Here is a 14094-nt window from a genome sequence, read left to right as displayed (position 1 = left end):
CCCATGTCAGTCGCGGCGCTCGCGGCTGAACTCCGCCGAATCATGGCGGCGCTCCCGAAAGCACACCTCGACCATGCAGCCGAGCAGGTTGCTGGGGCACACACGACCCTTGATGCGACCGCCAAGGGCGCCCAATCACCGGCGATCCGTCACGCGGTGAGGCAACTCGCCGAGGCGAACACCGCCGTCGGCCAGGCTCGACAACTCATTGCCGCAGCAAAGACCAAGATCGAGTGGTACCTAGAACGTCTCGGAGTCGAAGTCGGGCCCGCCACTCCAATCGCGGTGCGGAGGCACGCGGCCTCGGGAGGCGACTCCGCGGGAGTCGAACACCTCAAACACAAGCTCCCTCCTGCCGTGCCGAAGCCGAACCCAACCGGCCGGAAAACCCACGGCCTGTGGCGTGACGAGTCAGGAAAGCTCCGGGAGGAGGTCAGCGGACGCGACGAGGACTCGGCGGAGGCGTGGGAGTTGCTCAGACAAGCCCGGATCCCACTCCCGTCCGAACCTGTCATCGTCACACACGTCGAAGTGAAACTGGCCGCCCGAATGGTTCGGGAGCAGCGGCGCCACGTGGAGATCGTGATCAACAATCGCCCGTGCCCCGGTCGATTCGGCTGCGATGTCCTGCTGCCGGTTATCCTTCCCGAGGGCTACTCGATGACAATCCACGGCCCCGGCTACCGCCAGACGTTCACCGGAGGAAAGAAGCCGTGGTGGCACTAGAGATCTGGTACGACCAGGACTCGGCCAACGACCTTGGGCCGGGCGATCCCGCCATCATTGTCAATACCCTGACCGAACTCGACGCGTTCGTCGATCAGGTCATCGCCGACACCAGGGATCACGTCGCTCCACCGATGGTCGAAGTGAGTGTCGCCGGAGATCCCACGTCACCCGTCTTGAATGTCGGCCTTGGCCAGGACCGCGGATTCATCTTCTACATGACCGCCGATGGCGGCTGGACCCAAGGCGACCCCACTCGCACCGACACCGTGACCTATGTCTATGCGGGCAGCGCAAGCGAGATCGCGGGCTCAGCCGAGATTCCGCTCCCTGCCGTGCGAGATGGTCTGCGGGAATTCATGAAGACCGGCGCCAAACCGCGCAACATCGCGGCGAGTCAATGAGATCCGCTCAGTCGGTCACTGTGCTGGGCTTGGCGCCGTAGACGAGGTCGACGTAGTCGCGGTGTTTGCCGATCCAGTCGCGGATGAACGGGCATAGGGGCAGCACCCGCAGGCCCTTCTCCCGGACGTCGTCCAACCCGGCCCGGGCCAACGCCGACCCCACGCCCTGGCCCTCGAAAGCCGGGTCGACCTCCGTATGGGTGAACACCACCAGTTCCCGCGCCGCCTGATACTCCGCGAAGCCCGCGAGTTTCCCGTCGACGCGGGCCTCGTACCGGTTCTCCTCGACGTTGTTGACGACCACTGCTTCGGACACGCGGCCTCCCCATCAAACGACAGTCCTGGCAACGTACCCAGCCGACTCGAGGTGCGCCCGTCCTGACTCGCCCGCATCATGGGGGCCGAGCGAGGGAGAGATCATGGAGCGCGCCGAGGTTCGGGTTCTGGTTTTCAGTGCGTCGCTGCGTGCCGGGTCTCTGAACACGCGGCTGGCCGGGTTGGCCGCGAAGATCCTGCGCGACAACGGCGCCCACGTCGACGTCGCCGACATGCGGGACTTCGCCGCGCCCAGCTACGACGGTGATCTCGAACGGGCGCAAGGGATTCCCGGCCAGGCGGCCGAACTGCGAAACAGGCTGGAGGCGAGTGACGCCTTCGTGATCGCCTCGCCCGAATACAACGCGTCGATGTCCGGGGTCCTCAAGAACGCGATCGACTGGACGTCGCGGTTCCGGCCGCAGCCGTGGACCGGGCGGAACGGGCTGCTGATGTCGGCCTCACCGTCGATGGTCGGCGGCAACCGGGGGCTCTGGGCGCTGCGCGTCCCGCTGGAGCACCTCGGCGCGAGCATCCACCCCGACATGTTCAGCCTCGCCCAGGCGCACAACGCCTTCAACGACGACGGCGGGCTCGCCGACGAGACGCTGGCCGAGCGGCTGACCGGGACCCTGGTCGCCTTCCTCGACATCGCCGAGGCGGGCAAGCACTACTTCTGCGCGCGCCGGGCCTGGGTGGAGTTCCTCGGCGAGCGGGCCGACCCGCTGATCGACCGGGTCGAGCGCGTACAGGCTCCCTAGTCCGACCAGGGCAGCTCGACCACGAGACACGGACCGCCCACGAACACCCCGGCGTCCACGCCCAGCGCCTTGCCGCCCGCGTAGAGGTGCGGCCCGTCGATCTCCACCGGCAGCCGCCCGACCTGGTCGGCGATCACCGAGTGGCCGTGCACGACCTGAGAACCGCCCAAAGCGGACAGGACGTCGTCGGCGACCTCTTCACCGTGCGGCCCGCGGAAGGCGTACCGCGTGGTCATCCGCCGCCAGACCTCCCACCACTCCACGATGTCGTCGGAGCGCAGGACCTTCCGCACCGACTCGTTGATCGCGTCGATGTCGGCGCCCCAGTGCAGGTACTCCAGGGTGTCGGAGTGCATCAGCAGGTGGTCGCCGACCAGCGCGAGCACCGGGCGCTCGATGAGCCACTCCAGGTGCTCGCCGGTCAGCGCCTCCTGGTCGCTGACCATGCCGCCGTTCATCTCCCAGCTGCGGGCGAAGCTGCGGGGGCCGTGGTCGGACGGCACCTCGGTGTCGCCGAACTTGTGCATGCCGAGCAGCAGGATCTCGTGGTTGCCCAGCAGGGTCTCGACGTGGCCGCCCGACTCGGCCGCGGCTTCGGCCAGCGAGCGGACCAGGTCGATCACGCCGATCCCGTCGGGGCCGCGGTCGACGAAGTCGCCAAGGAACCACACGTGCGCGTCGCCGCCGGACCAGGTGCCGTCCGTGGTCACCAGGTCGGCCCGGTGCAGGGCGTCGACCAGTTCGTCGCGGTGGCCGTGCACGTCGCCGACCACGAAGGTGCGGGTCACGGCTCTGTCTTCCTCCACGGGTCCGACGATAGGCGAGCAAACCCCCGGTCGCGCAGTGATCGGGCGATCATTCGGGAAACGGATTCGCCGTGTTCCCCACGAGGTCGGCGATGGACTCGATCACCCGGGTCGGGCGGTACGGGAACAGCTCGGCGGTCTCCCGGCCGGAGATCCCGGTGAGCACGAGGATCGTGCGCAGCCCGGCCTCCAAGCCGCTCCTGACGTCGGTGTCCATCCGGTCGCCGATCATCAGCGTGTTCTCCGAGTGCGCGCCGAGCGAACGCAGGCCCGAGCGCATCATCAGCGGGTTCGGCTTACCCACGTAATACGGTGCGCGGCCGGTCGCGCGCTCGATGAGCGCGGCCACCGAGCCGGTCGCGGGCAGCGAGCCCTCGCGGCTGGGGCCGGTGGCGTCGGGGTTGGTCGCGATGAACCGCGCGCCCTCCTCGACCAGGCGGATCGCGCGGGTGATCGCGGTGAAGCTGTAGGTGCGGGTCTCGCCGAGGACGACGTAGTCCGGGTCGCGGTCGGTCAGCACGTAGCCGATCTCGTGCAGCGCCGTGGTCAGGCCCGCCTCGCCGATGACGAACGCCGAGCCGCCGGGGCGCTGGGTGTCGAGGAACTTGGCGGTTGCCAGCGCGGAGGTCCAGATCGCCGACTCGGGCACGTCGAGGCCGGTGCGCAGCAGCCGGGCGCGAAGGTCGCGCGGGGTGTAGATCGAGTTGTTGGTCAGCACGAGGAACGGCGTGCCCGTCGACGTCAGCTCCGCGATCACCGCGTCCGCGCCGGGGATGAGGTGCTCCTCGTGCACCAGCACCCCGTCCATATCCATCAAATACGTCCACGGTCCGCTCATAGGCCGGAGGCTACCCAGTGACCTTGCTCGCGGCGGCACGGAGCACAGTGGAATCCGCCATCCGGAACTACGGCTCCCCGGCCCGACCAGGGCCGCATCCACGTTTCGGTTACCCATAGCACCGGCGCAAACACGGTGATCGCCCGATTTCGCGGTTGTGCGAAGGTGCACTCCGCATGAGCCGGATCGAAGAAATCGCGACTACGCTTGATCGGGTGACAGCGGTAGATCTCGGACTCCCCGCGGTGCCCCGGACCTCGTCGGGCACTCGACCCGACACGCCCGCGCTCATCGACCCCTTCGGCCGGGTGGCCGCCGACCTGCGGGTCTCCCTCACCGACCGCTGCAACCTGCGGTGCACCTACTGCATGCCCGCCGAGGGCCTCGACTGGATGCCCGGCGGGCAGATGCTCAGCGCCGATGAACTCGTCCGGCTGATCCGCATCGCGGTGGAGTCGCTCGGAGTCACCAACGTCCGCTTCACCGGCGGCGAGCCGACGCTGCGGCGCGAGCTGGAGGGCATCATCGCCGCCACCGCCGCGCTCGACCCGCGGCCGCGGATCTCCATGACCACCAACGGCATCGGCCTCGTGCGCCGCGCCCGCGCGCTGGTCGACGCGGGGCTCGACCGGATCAACGTCTCCCTCGACACCCTGCGCCCGGAGCGCTTCGCCGAGATCACCCGGCGCGACCGGCTCGGCGACGTGCTCGACGGCCTGGCCGCGGCCCGCGAAGCCGGGCTGAGCCCGGTCAAGGTCAACGCCGTGCTGCTGCCCGGGATCAACGACGACGAGGCGGCCGAGCTGCTGCGCTACTGCGTCGACAACGGCTACCACCTGCGGTTCATCGAGCAGATGCCGCTCGACCCGCAGCACGGGTGGAGCCGCACGCAGATGATCACCGCCGACCAGATCCTTGAGCTGCTGCGGGCCGAGTTCGAGCTGACCCCCAGTTCGGCCCCGCGCGGCGCCGCCCCCGCCGAGCGGTGGCTGGTCGACGGCGGACCGGCCGACGTGGGCGTCATAGCCTCGGTGACCAGGCCGTTCTGCGGCGACTGCGACCGCACCCGGCTCACCGCGGACGGCGCTCTGCGGTCGTGCCTGTTCAGCCAGACCGAGACCGATCTGCGCGCCCCCCTACGCTCTGGCGCTGGTGACGACGAGATCGCCGAGCTGTGGCGGGCCACGATGTGGGCCAAGCTCGCCGGACACCAGATCAACGAGGCCGGGTTCGCCCAGCCGCTGCGGCCGATGAGCGCGATCGGGGGCTGAGCGTGACACTCACCCGGGTGGAAATCACAGTTCGGTACTTCGCGGGTGCGCGGGCGGCCGTCGGCGTGCCCGAGGAAAGCATCTCCCTGCCCCCTGACGCGACCGTCGACGACGCGCTGAGCGCCCTAGTCGACCGCCACGGCGACGCCCTCTCGCGGGTGCTGCGGGCGTCGAGCTTCCTGCTCGACGGTGTCGCCGTGCGCGACCGGACGGCTCCGGTGGGCGACCGAACCGGCCTGGATGTGCTTCCGCCTTTCGCGGGCGGCTGAGTCGTGGCCACTCCCAAACGGCCCAGCGGACGTGAGTCACGCCTCACCCAGCGTGAATTATCTCGGCACGGACACGGAATCATAACAGCGAAACGCAACCCCTTGACCTGCGAAAACGTGATGATCGCAGCCGTTTGCTCACCGTTACTGTGACGACGGTCACTCTCGGATAGATTTCCGAAAGCTCTCCCGGTTACGTACCGTCGCTTTTCGACTGGCCCCGACCAGTCACGCATGACCCGGGAGTCCGTAGTGCCGAACCCTGTCCGGCGGGCCTCCGGGAACCAACCCCGAGCGAAAGCGAACTTCCGGACAGGAGCGAGGGACCACGACGAGCGCGCTGTGACGCGTCAGGCGTGGCAGCCGGGTGAGAGCCCCGGCCGGGCCGTCAGGTCCGCCCGTAGCGACACGCTCGCAGGCACGGGAGGAGAGACCCAAATGTCGTACCGTGGCAAGCACCGCAAGCCGTCCGCCGCCAAGCGCACCATCGCCCGCGTCGTCGTCGCAGGCGTCGCGGTCGGAGCCCCGATGGCGTTCGCCGCCGCCCCCGCGTCGGCCGACACCGTCAACTGGGACGCCATCGCCCAGTGCGAGAGTGGTGGCAACTGGAGCATCAACACCGGCAACGGCTACTACGGCGGTCTGCAGTTCTCCCCGAGCACCTGGCGTGCGTACGGCGGCACGGGCAGCGCCCACACCGCCTCGCGCGAGGAGCAGATCCGCGTCGCCGAGAACACCCTGAAGGGTCAGGGCATCGGCGCCTGGCCGGTCTGTGGCAAGCGCGCCGGTTCGGCCGCTCCCGCCAAGAAGGCCGCGGCCCCCAAGACCAAGAAGGCCACCCCGGTCAAGGCCGCGCCGAAGAAGCCGGTCGTCAAGACCGCCGCTCCGGCCGCCCCGACCACCGGTGTCACCCAGTCGAACCCGACCGGCAGCTACACGGTTGTCGCGGGTGACACGCTGTCGGGCATCGCCCAGCAGCTCAACATCGAGGGCGGCTGGAAGGCCCTGCACTCGCTGAACAAGGACTACATCTCGAACCCCGACCTGATCCTCGTGGGTCAGAAGATCGCGACGAAGTAGTCTCGACGTCCCGTTTCCCGGGATCCCAACTCCGGACCTCTCACCGCGTCCCCCCGGCGGTGAGAGGTCCGGCCCCGTTTCCGGACAGGATGCGGCGGAAGGTGGGGCACTCCATGTGGCTGGGCGCCGGACACGCCGCGGCGTGCCGCAGGCCCTCGCTCATGACCTCCAGCTCGCGGATCTTCCGGTCCAGCTCGTCCGCCTTCGCGGTGAGCACGGCGCGATCGATGCGCGGCCGCCCGTCCGGGGCGAACATGAGCGCGATCTCGTCGAGCGCGAAGCCCGCTGACCGGCCCAGCGCGATCAACGCGAGCCGCTCCAGGACGGCCGGGTCGAACTGGCGGCGCAAGCCCCTTCGGCCGGTCGAGGCGATCAGGCCCTTCTCCTCGTAGAACCGCAGCGTCGACGCGGACAGTCCCGAGCGCGCCGCGACCTCGGCGATATCCACTTGATCACCCCACTTGACTTAAAGTCGACTTGAAGTAGGACAGTGGCAGCTCCGGTTCGTGGCGGCAAGGAGATGACTGTGAACGACGAAGACCAGACGGCCCGCTGGAACGGCCGCGCGGGCAACGCCTGGGTGGACTCGCAGGCCCTGCTCGACCAGCTGATGAAGCCATTGGAGGACGTCCTGGTCAGCGAGGCCACCGGACCCGCCGTGCTCGACGTCGGCTGCGGCACAGGCGGCACGACGGTGGCCGTCGCGCGCGAGGTCGACACATGCGTCGGCGTCGACATCTCCGGCCCGATGATCGCCGCCGCGGAGGAACGCGCGGCGAAGGCGGGCGTCGAGGCCACCTTCCTGCAGGCCAACGCGCAGGACCACGAGTTCGAGGCCGACGCGTTCGACACGGTCATCTCGCGGTTCGGGGTCATGTTCTTCGACGACCCGGTCCGCGCCTTCGCGAACCTGCGCCGGGCCGCGCGGGGCGGGCTGCGCGTGATCGTGTGGCGCGCGATGGAGGAGAACCCGTTCATGACGACGGCCGAGCGTGCCGCCGCGCCGCTGCTGGACCTGCCCGCCCGCGTGCCCGACGCCCCCGGCCAGTTCGGCATGGCGAACCCGGACCTGGTCCGCGGCGTCCTGACGGAGAGCGGCTGGTCCGACATCGAGCTGGAGCCGCTCGACGTGCCGTTCGCCATGCCCGAGTCGGAGCTGGTCGGCTACTTCACCCGGCTCGGCCCGCTCGGCCTGGTCCTGCCTGAGGCCGACGAGGACACCCGGGCAAAGGTCGTCGAGGTCGTCCGGCCCGCGTTCGACCCGTTCGTGCACGGCTCGGAGGTCCGGTTCACGGGAGCTTGCTGGGTCGTTCGCGCGACCAAGTAGCGGCTACTCGATGGGAACCTCGTTGCTCCGGACGAGGTTCCCATCGGGGCCGATCACGACCATCTCGCCGTCGCGGACCGCCTGCTCGACGTACGCCGACAGCTCCTCCCGGGACGCGCCGGGGTGCTCCTCGGCGATGCGCCTGCCGACCTCGTTGTTGTGCAGGTCCATGGCGTGGGAGGTGTCGGTGCCGCCGGGCCCGCGCTCGTGCGCGGTGGCGTAGTCCTCGGTCCACTCCGCGCCGAAGTCGTTGGCCATCATCGCGTTCCAATAGGCGTGCCGGTACGCGTCGGAGTGGCCGTCCTCCATGCCCGCGCCGTTGAAGACGGTGCGGGAGTCGTCGAGCGCGGTCTGGCTGAGGTCGTTCGCGACGACCCGGTCCTGCGGGCTGAGCTTGTCGAGCTGTTCGGCCTCCCCCACGGTCATCTCCCGCGGCGTGAACCCCAGCTGCTCGGCGAGCCAGCCCTCCGGCCCGGACGGGTAGGTCGTCATGCCGCGCGGGTCCAGGGTGACCTTGTAGCGGCTCATCAGGCGGTCGTGGAAGCTGCCCTGGTCGTCGCCCGCAGCGGCGGCGTCGGCCAGGGTCCTGGCTCCGCCGTCGCTGATCTCGGCGGCGGCGGCCCTGGACAGCACCGAGGTCAACTCGTCGTCGATCACCTTCGCGTGGTCGACGATGGCGGCGACCTGGCCGACGAGCTGCTCGCGAATGCGTTCGCGGTCCGGGGAGTTCCCGATCGGGACACCCATGTCCATGACGTCGCCGTCGTCGTTGATGAGGAAGAAGTGCACCGCGGCCAAGCCCTCGTTGTCGGCCACCGCGTTGGCCAGGGCCGTCACGCTGTCGGCGGCGTCGGCGACCGCGGCCCGGACAGCGGCGACCTCGGCCACCAGGTGCTCCATCCGGTCGCACAGGTCGGCGTGGGTGATGTGCGCGCCTTCGGCGGCGGGTCCGTCCCAGCTCTCCGGCGGCTTGGCCGACCCGAGCTCGTCGGACAGCCCGATCAACGCTGTCGCGGCGCCGTTCAACGCCGACACCGAATTCTCCAGCGGACCGGAGGCCCAGTCGCGGACCTGGCCGTAGGTCGCCATCAGTTGCCCCTGAAACGGTTGGCTTCGTCGTCGTCCGTGGCCGCGTAGGCGTCGGCCGACGCGGCGAGGCCGTCGGCATAGGCGCCCGTGTCCCGAACCCAGTCGTCGAGCTTCGTCCGCCACACCTGCGCGAGCCTGTCCGCGGCGCCCGCGGCCGCTGATCCGGCCATCCCCGGCGCGATACCGCTGAGCGCTTCAGGCAGGTCCACCCCGCCCGCTGTCGCCGCGGCGTCCCTGGCCGCGTCCGCTGCCCGGCGAAGATCGTCGACCACCACGTTGATTCCCACGAAACGTGCGACGGGCACCAGCGGCGATCGGTTCCGGCGTCGCTACGGGCAGTTGACCCACTCGTCGGTGCCGTCGGTGAACTTCTGGTGCTTCCAGATGGGCAGCCGGGCCTTCACCTCGTCCACCAGGTCGGCGCACGCGGTGAACGCCTCCCTGCGGTGCTCGGCGGCCACCGCGCAGGCCAGGGCGACGTCGCCGATGGCGAGGTCGCCGATCCGGTGGGTCACCGCGAGCGCCCGCACGCCCTGATGGCGGGCGGCCACCTCGGCGGCGACCTCGGCGACGATGTCCTTGGCGGTCGGGTGGCCCTCGTAGGTCAGGGCCGTGACGCCCCGGCCGTGGTCGTGGTCGCGCACGACGCCCGCGAACGTGACCACCGCGCCCGCCGCGGCGTCCTCGACCAGTGCGGCGTGCTCCTCGACGGAGATCGGGGACTCGCTGATGTCGGCGCGCAGGATTCGGGCGGGAGTGGGCTTGGCCTGCGGGTGGTCGCCGCCTTTGAGCTGGTCGACGGCGTGGACGAGCACGGGCTCCAGCACCGCGAGGCCGTCGCGAACCCCGCCGGAGGAGCCGGGGAGGTTCACCACGAGCGTCCGGCCCGCGACACCGGCCAGGCCGCGCGACAGCACGGCAGTGGGCACCTTGGGCAGCCCGGCGGCGCGGATGGCGTCGGCGAGGCCGGGGATCTCGTAGTCGAGCACGGCCCGGGTCGCCTCCGGGGTGCCGTCGGTCGGGGTGATGCCGGTGCCGCCGGTGGTGACGACGACGTCGACCTCGTCGGCCACGGCCGCCCGCAGCGCGGCCTCGACCGGGGCGCCGTCGCGCACGACGACCGGGTCGGGCGCGGTGAAGCCCTGCGCCCGCAGCCAGGCCACGATGACCGGACCGGTCTTGTCCTCGTAGACGCCATCGGCGGCGCGGTTGGAGGCAGTAATGACGCGCGCGGTGGTCACAGGTGGTCCTCCCGGATCCAAGTGCCGCTCTTCCCGCCGTCCTTGCGCTCCACCTGCACCGCGTCGAGCACGGCGGCCGGGTCGACGGCCTTGATCATGTCGTGCAGGGTGAGGCCGCAGACCGCCACCGCGGTGAGCGCCTCCATCTCCACGCCCGTGCGGTCGTTGGTGCGCACGGTCGCGGTGATCCGCACATCGGAGCCGACGAGATCCATGTCGAGCTTCACCCCGGAGATCGAGATGGGGTGGCACAGCGGAACCAGCTCGGGCGTCTTCTTCGCCGCCATGATCCCCGCGATGCGCGCGGTGGCCAGCGCGTCGCCCTTGGGCAGGCCGTCTCTACCGAGCAAGCCGATCACCTCGGTGGTGGTGCGCACAATCCCGGTGGCCACCGCCGTGCGCGCGGTGACCTCCTTCTCGGAGACGTCGACCATCCTGGCCGCGCCACTGGCGTCCACATGACTGAATTCGCCCACGCCACCGATGCTATGCCTGGTGGGCAAGTCGGTCGGACCCCTACCCGCCGCTATCCCGAGTGGGAAGTCCCCGCCGCCTTGCGCACGGCCTCGGCGACCGCGGGCGACACGGCCGGATCGAACACGCTCGGCACGATGAAGGAGGCGTTGAGCTTGTCGCCGTCGACCACGTCGGCGATGGCGTCGGCGGCGGCCAGCAGCATCGCGTCGGTGATGCCCCTGGCCTGGGCGTCGAGCAGGCCGCGGAAGACGCCGGGGAAGGCCAGGACGTTGTTGATCTGGTTCGGGTAGTCGGACCGGCCGGTGGCCACGACCGCGGCGTGCTTCTGCGCCTCCAGCGGGTCGATCTCCGGGTCGGGGTTGGCCAGCGCGAACACCACCGCGTCCTTGGCCATCGTCGCGACCTGGTCGGCGCCGAACAGGTTGGGGGCCGAGACGCCGATGAAAACGTCGGCGTCGACTAGGGCGTCGTGCAGCCTGCCGGTCATGCCCGCCTTGTTGGTGTTCTCCGCGACCCAGCGCAGGTTCGCGTCGCGGTCGCCCCGGGACTGGTGGACGATGCCGTCGACGTCGACGGCGATGATGTCGCCGGGGCCGCGCTGCAGCAGCAGGCGGATGATCGCCGAACCGGCCGCGCCGACCCCGCAGACCACGATCTTGCAGTCGGCGATGTCCTTGCCCACCACGCGAAGCGCGTTGCGCAGCGCGGCGACGACGCAGATCGCGGTGCCGTGCTGGTCGTCGTGGAACACCGGGATGTCGAGCATGTCGCGCAGCCGGGCCTCGATCTCGAAGCAGCGCGGCGCGGCGATGTCCTCCAGGTTGATGCCGCCGTAGACCGGGGCGATCAGCTGGACGGTGCGGATGATCTCCTCAGTGTCCTGAGTGTCCAGACAGACCGGCCACGCGTCGACGCCCGCGAACTTCTTGAACAGCGCGGCCTTGCCCTCCATCACCGGCAAGGCGGCGGCCGGGCCGAGATTACCCAGGCCGAGCACGGCCGACCCGTCGGTCACCACGGCCACGGTGTTGCGCTTGATCGTCAGGCGGCGCGCGTCGTCCGGGTTCTCCGCGATCGCCTGGCAGATCCGGGCGACGCCTGGGGTGTAGGCGCGGGAGAGGTCGTCGCGGTTGCGCAGCGCGACCTTGGCGTTGACCTCGATCTTGCCACCGAGGTGCATCAGGAAGGTGCGGTCGGACACCTTGCGGACGACGACCCCGGGCAGCAGGTCGAGCACATCGGTGATGTCGCGCGCGTGGCCCGCCGACACCGCGTTGCACGTGATGTCGACGACGATCCGGTCGGTGTGCGACTCGACGACGTCGAAGGCGGTGATGACCCCGCCCACCTTGCCGACGGCCCCCGCGAGATCCCCGGCGGCGCTGGCCGACGGCGGCGCCTCGACGCGGACGGTGATCGAGTAACCGGGACCGGGCACTGGCATGCGAAGCTCCATCGACGGCGCTGTCTACTCTGGAATACGCCGACTCTAGCCGGAACCGAACGATCACAGCGCGTATACCGACTGGTAGCTATCGCCGGGTGAAGAGGCGCGGGACACATGCCAGCGCCGCGCCGAGCATCAGCCAGCCGAACGCGGCCAGCCCCGCCGCCACCCACACGCTCGGGCCTTCGAAACTCCAGCGGCCGTCATGACCGAGGTCGACGATCGGGAGCGCGAGATCCATGGCGAGCAGGATCGGGTTCCACGTCATGAAGTCGTCGGCGTTGGTTTCCTTCCCCGTGTTGAACACGAACCACAGCGAACCGGCCAGGGTGACCACGGTCAGCCACACCAGCGCCCGCGCCGGGCGATACCCGTAGCCCACGAACGCGCGCAGCATCAGACTCCACAGCAGCACCCCGGCCGAGCCGAGCCACCGGCCGCCAGCCCTGGCGAGGTACCGCTGGTGCTCCTTGGCCATGAGCACCGTCTCGGCGTCGGTCTCGTAGCCCTCGTCGTAGTAGGCCGCCGCCAGCCGGTCGTAGTGCCGGGGCGCGAAGCGCGGCGTCCGTTCCCGCAGCTCACGCAGGCTCTGGCGGGCGGGCACGTACTCCTCGCGGGGCACCACGTCCTCGGCCCGCACCTCGGCCTCGGCATGGCCGGGCAGGCGCAGGGCGGGCGCCGACCCGTCCACGAACGCGGCGTTGCGCACGAGGGCGAGTTGCCCCGCGGTGTCCTTGGTCTGCTGGTGCGGCTTGGGCAGACCGGCGCGCGCGAGGGTCTGCGAGAGGTACGGGAACAGGAAGCTGCTGGTCAGCAGCTCCGGCCCGCCGTTGACGCCGTGCCGAAGGAGTTGGGTGAGGACGTCGGTGAACGCGGTGAACTCGTGCCCGTCCAGCACCCGCGCGGCCTGGCTCGCGCCGGACGCGGTGAGCACGTGGGTGCCCTCGATGTCGATCTGGTTGAGCACCGCCGACACCCCGCCGCCGAGCCTGCCCAACCGCACCATCGCCTGGCCGCTGTGGCAGCAGTCGAGAACCAGGATCCGGGTCCGCGCCGGGCTGTCGAGGATGATCCGCTTGACCCACTCGAACGGCACGCCCGTGCGGTGGATGGCCTCGGCCGCCGATCCGGCGACGGTGAGGTACAGCTCCTCGTCCTCGCCGATGAGCCCGTGACCGGAGTAGTAGACGAGCAAGAGATCGCGCGCGTCCCGGCCGATGCCCTCCAGCCACTCGTCCACCTCGGCCGGGGTGCCCGGGTCGAGCAGCGTCGGCACGTTGGCGACGGGCAGGCCGCCGAGGTCGGGATCGGTGAAGATCGCCTGGAGTTCGCGCAGGTTGTTGGCCACGGCGGGGACGTTCGGCAACGCGCCGCCATCGGCGTAGGTCGACGTGCCGATCAGCGCTATCCGCGAGGCCGACGGGTCGCCCAGGCGCATGTCACTCCTCGTCGAGGAAGGCTTTGACCTGCTCCAGGATCCGCGCGGCGTCCTTCGGGTTGCCCGCGTCGAGGTCGAGTTCCTTGCCCTTGCGCTTGATCCGCAGCTTGACGGCGCGCCTGCGGGTGGTCAGCCAGGTCGTGACGACCCCGGCCACGCCCGCGTGGAGCGTGGGGTCCAGCGCGACCTGGATGATCTCGTCGACCAAGCCGAGGTCCCGCGGGTCGGCCTCGCCGCGCACCAGGCGCGGGGCAAGGCCGGGCACATCATCGTCCGCGCGCAGTTTGCCCAGCAGCGTACGGACTTCAGCGATGTGGTCGTCGCCGCTTACGGCGAGCGCCACCAGCACCTCGGGCATCGGCGATCCTCCTGTGATCGACTCCGCCCGCCAGGCTAGCGGCCGCGGTTGATCTCCGTGACCGGGTGGATGTAGGGGACGGTCTCCAGCGGGAACGTCATGTCGCCGTACGGCGAGAGGGCGCCCTGGCGGTCCGAGGTCAGCTCGCTCACCGGGTGCGAGCCGTTGTCGTCGTCCCCCGCCCAGGTGGGGTCGACACGGTGGCTCTTGGCGGCCTTCGCCACGGGTCCTCCTCGGTCAGGCGCGA

The 14094-nt window shown here is 70.2% G+C and carries 19 protein-coding genes; 7 read left to right on the top strand and 12 right to left on the bottom strand.

All coding sequences use genetic code 11. The features are described 5' to 3' along the window. Nucleotides 1-3 precede the first annotated feature (3 nt). Together ACSHT8_RS25860 and ACSHT8_RS25855 are read left to right on the top strand one after the other, a co-directional pair. A complete protein-coding gene (locus ACSHT8_RS25860; protein WP_436493495.1) occupies nt 4-726 on the top strand; it encodes a DddA-like double-stranded DNA deaminase toxin in 723 nt (240 codons plus the stop codon). After that, nucleotides 717-1130 carry an Imm1 family immunity protein gene (locus tag ACSHT8_RS25855; protein ID WP_436493494.1) on the top strand — a complete coding sequence of 138 codons (414 nt, stop codon included), beginning with the start codon at nt 717-719 and terminating at the stop codon, nt 1128-1130. Before ACSHT8_RS25860 ends, ACSHT8_RS25855 begins: the two co-directional genes overlap by 10 nt. 7 nt (nt 1131-1137) lie before the next feature. Here the strand turns inward: ACSHT8_RS25855 and ACSHT8_RS25850 are convergent, their stop codons facing one another. Further along, nucleotides 1138-1446: a GNAT family N-acetyltransferase gene (locus ACSHT8_RS25850; RefSeq protein ID WP_436493493.1), complete on the bottom strand. Its 309-nt coding sequence runs from the start codon at nt 1444-1446 to the stop codon at nt 1138-1140. A 103-nt stretch (nt 1447-1549) separates the two neighbouring features. Between ACSHT8_RS25850 and ACSHT8_RS25845 the strand changes: the two genes are divergently transcribed. Beyond that, a complete protein-coding gene (locus ACSHT8_RS25845) occupies nt 1550-2206 on the top strand; it encodes an NADPH-dependent FMN reductase (protein ID WP_436493492.1) in 657 nt (218 codons plus the stop codon). Here ACSHT8_RS25845 and ACSHT8_RS25840 read toward each other — a convergent pair. After that, entirely contained in the window at nt 2203-3012 is an 810-nt protein-coding gene (locus tag ACSHT8_RS25840; protein WP_436493491.1) for a metallophosphoesterase family protein, read from the bottom strand. The genes ACSHT8_RS25845 and ACSHT8_RS25840 overlap by 4 nt on opposite strands. 49 nt (nt 3013-3061) lie before the next feature. Continuing rightward, nucleotides 3062-3850: an HAD-IIA family hydrolase gene (locus tag ACSHT8_RS25835; protein ID WP_436493490.1), complete on the bottom strand. Its 789-nt coding sequence runs from the start codon at nt 3848-3850 to the stop codon at nt 3062-3064. Between the two features lie 215 nt (nt 3851-4065). Here ACSHT8_RS25835 and moaA point away from each other — a divergent pair, with 215 nt between their 5' ends. The 3 genes from moaA (at nt 4066) to ACSHT8_RS25820 (ending at nt 6470) form a co-directional block, all read left to right on the top strand. Beyond that, nucleotides 4066-5121 carry a GTP 3',8-cyclase MoaA gene (gene moaA, locus ACSHT8_RS25830; RefSeq protein ID WP_436493489.1) on the top strand — a complete coding sequence of 352 codons (1056 nt, stop codon included), beginning with the start codon at nt 4066-4068 and terminating at the stop codon, nt 5119-5121. Nucleotides 5122-5138: 17 nt separating this feature from the next. Beyond that, complete coding sequence (locus tag ACSHT8_RS25825) at nt 5139-5390, top strand: MoaD/ThiS family protein (RefSeq protein WP_436493488.1); 252 nt, start codon at nt 5139-5141, stop codon at nt 5388-5390. 438 nt (nt 5391-5828) lie between these two features. Beyond that, on the top strand, nt 5829-6470 hold the full coding sequence (locus ACSHT8_RS25820; protein WP_436493487.1) for a transglycosylase family protein: 642 nt from the start codon (nt 5829-5831) through the stop codon (nt 6468-6470). A 40-nt stretch (nt 6471-6510) separates the two neighbouring features. On the opposite strand, the gene ACSHT8_RS25815 is transcribed toward ACSHT8_RS25820, so the two are convergent. Beyond that, nucleotides 6511-6918: a helix-turn-helix domain-containing protein gene (locus tag ACSHT8_RS25815; protein WP_436493486.1), complete on the bottom strand. Its 408-nt coding sequence runs from the start codon at nt 6916-6918 to the stop codon at nt 6511-6513. Nucleotides 6919-6996: 78 nt separating this feature from the next. Here ACSHT8_RS25815 and ACSHT8_RS25810 point away from each other — a divergent pair, with 78 nt between their 5' ends. Next, on the top strand, nt 6997-7797 hold the full coding sequence (locus ACSHT8_RS25810) for a class I SAM-dependent methyltransferase (protein ID WP_436493485.1): 801 nt from the start codon (nt 6997-6999) through the stop codon (nt 7795-7797). Between the two features lie 3 nt (nt 7798-7800). Here the strand turns inward: ACSHT8_RS25810 and ACSHT8_RS25805 are convergent, their stop codons facing one another. From ACSHT8_RS25805 to ACSHT8_RS25770, 8 genes are all read right to left on the bottom strand, one after another. Further along, the gene (locus tag ACSHT8_RS25805) at nt 7801-8886 is read right to left on the bottom strand and encodes a DUF6973 domain-containing protein (RefSeq protein WP_436493484.1); all 1086 of its coding nucleotides are present in this window, start codon (nt 8884-8886) and stop codon (nt 7801-7803) included. Continuing rightward, nucleotides 8886-9191: a hypothetical protein gene (locus ACSHT8_RS25800; RefSeq protein ID WP_436493483.1), complete on the bottom strand. Its 306-nt coding sequence runs from the start codon at nt 9189-9191 to the stop codon at nt 8886-8888. Before ACSHT8_RS25800 ends, ACSHT8_RS25805 begins: the two co-directional genes overlap by 1 nt. A 24-nt stretch (nt 9192-9215) precedes the next feature. After that, a complete protein-coding gene (locus tag ACSHT8_RS25795) occupies nt 9216-10127 on the bottom strand; it encodes a molybdenum cofactor biosynthesis protein MoaE (protein ID WP_436493482.1) in 912 nt (303 codons plus the stop codon). Further along, the gene (gene moaC, locus ACSHT8_RS25790) at nt 10124-10603 is read right to left on the bottom strand and encodes a cyclic pyranopterin monophosphate synthase MoaC (RefSeq protein ID WP_436493481.1); all 480 of its coding nucleotides are present in this window, start codon (nt 10601-10603) and stop codon (nt 10124-10126) included. The genes ACSHT8_RS25795 and moaC overlap by 4 nt, the downstream gene beginning before the upstream one ends. A 50-nt stretch (nt 10604-10653) precedes the next feature. Next, nucleotides 10654-12048, bottom strand: coding sequence for an NAD-dependent malic enzyme (locus ACSHT8_RS25785; protein WP_436493480.1), 1395 nt, complete (start codon nt 12046-12048; stop codon nt 10654-10656). An 88-nt stretch (nt 12049-12136) separates the two neighbouring features. Next, nucleotides 12137-13489, bottom strand: coding sequence for a caspase family protein (locus ACSHT8_RS25780; RefSeq protein WP_436493479.1), 1353 nt, complete (start codon nt 13487-13489; stop codon nt 12137-12139). A 1-nt stretch (nt 13490) separates the two neighbouring features. Next, nucleotides 13491-13847 carry an effector-associated constant component EACC1 gene (locus tag ACSHT8_RS25775; protein WP_436493478.1) on the bottom strand — a complete coding sequence of 119 codons (357 nt, stop codon included), beginning with the start codon at nt 13845-13847 and terminating at the stop codon, nt 13491-13493. Between the two features lie 35 nt (nt 13848-13882). Further along, nucleotides 13883-14071, bottom strand: a complete 189-nt coding sequence (locus ACSHT8_RS25770; RefSeq protein ID WP_436493477.1) for a hypothetical protein — start codon at nt 14069-14071, stop codon at nt 13883-13885. Nucleotides 14072-14094 lie beyond the last annotated feature (23 nt).

Source organism: Actinokineospora sp. HUAS TT18 (genome assembly GCF_051364635.1).
GTDB lineage: Bacteria > Actinomycetota > Actinomycetes > Mycobacteriales > Pseudonocardiaceae > Actinokineospora.
This window is presented reverse-complemented; position numbering and strand designations above follow the sequence as displayed.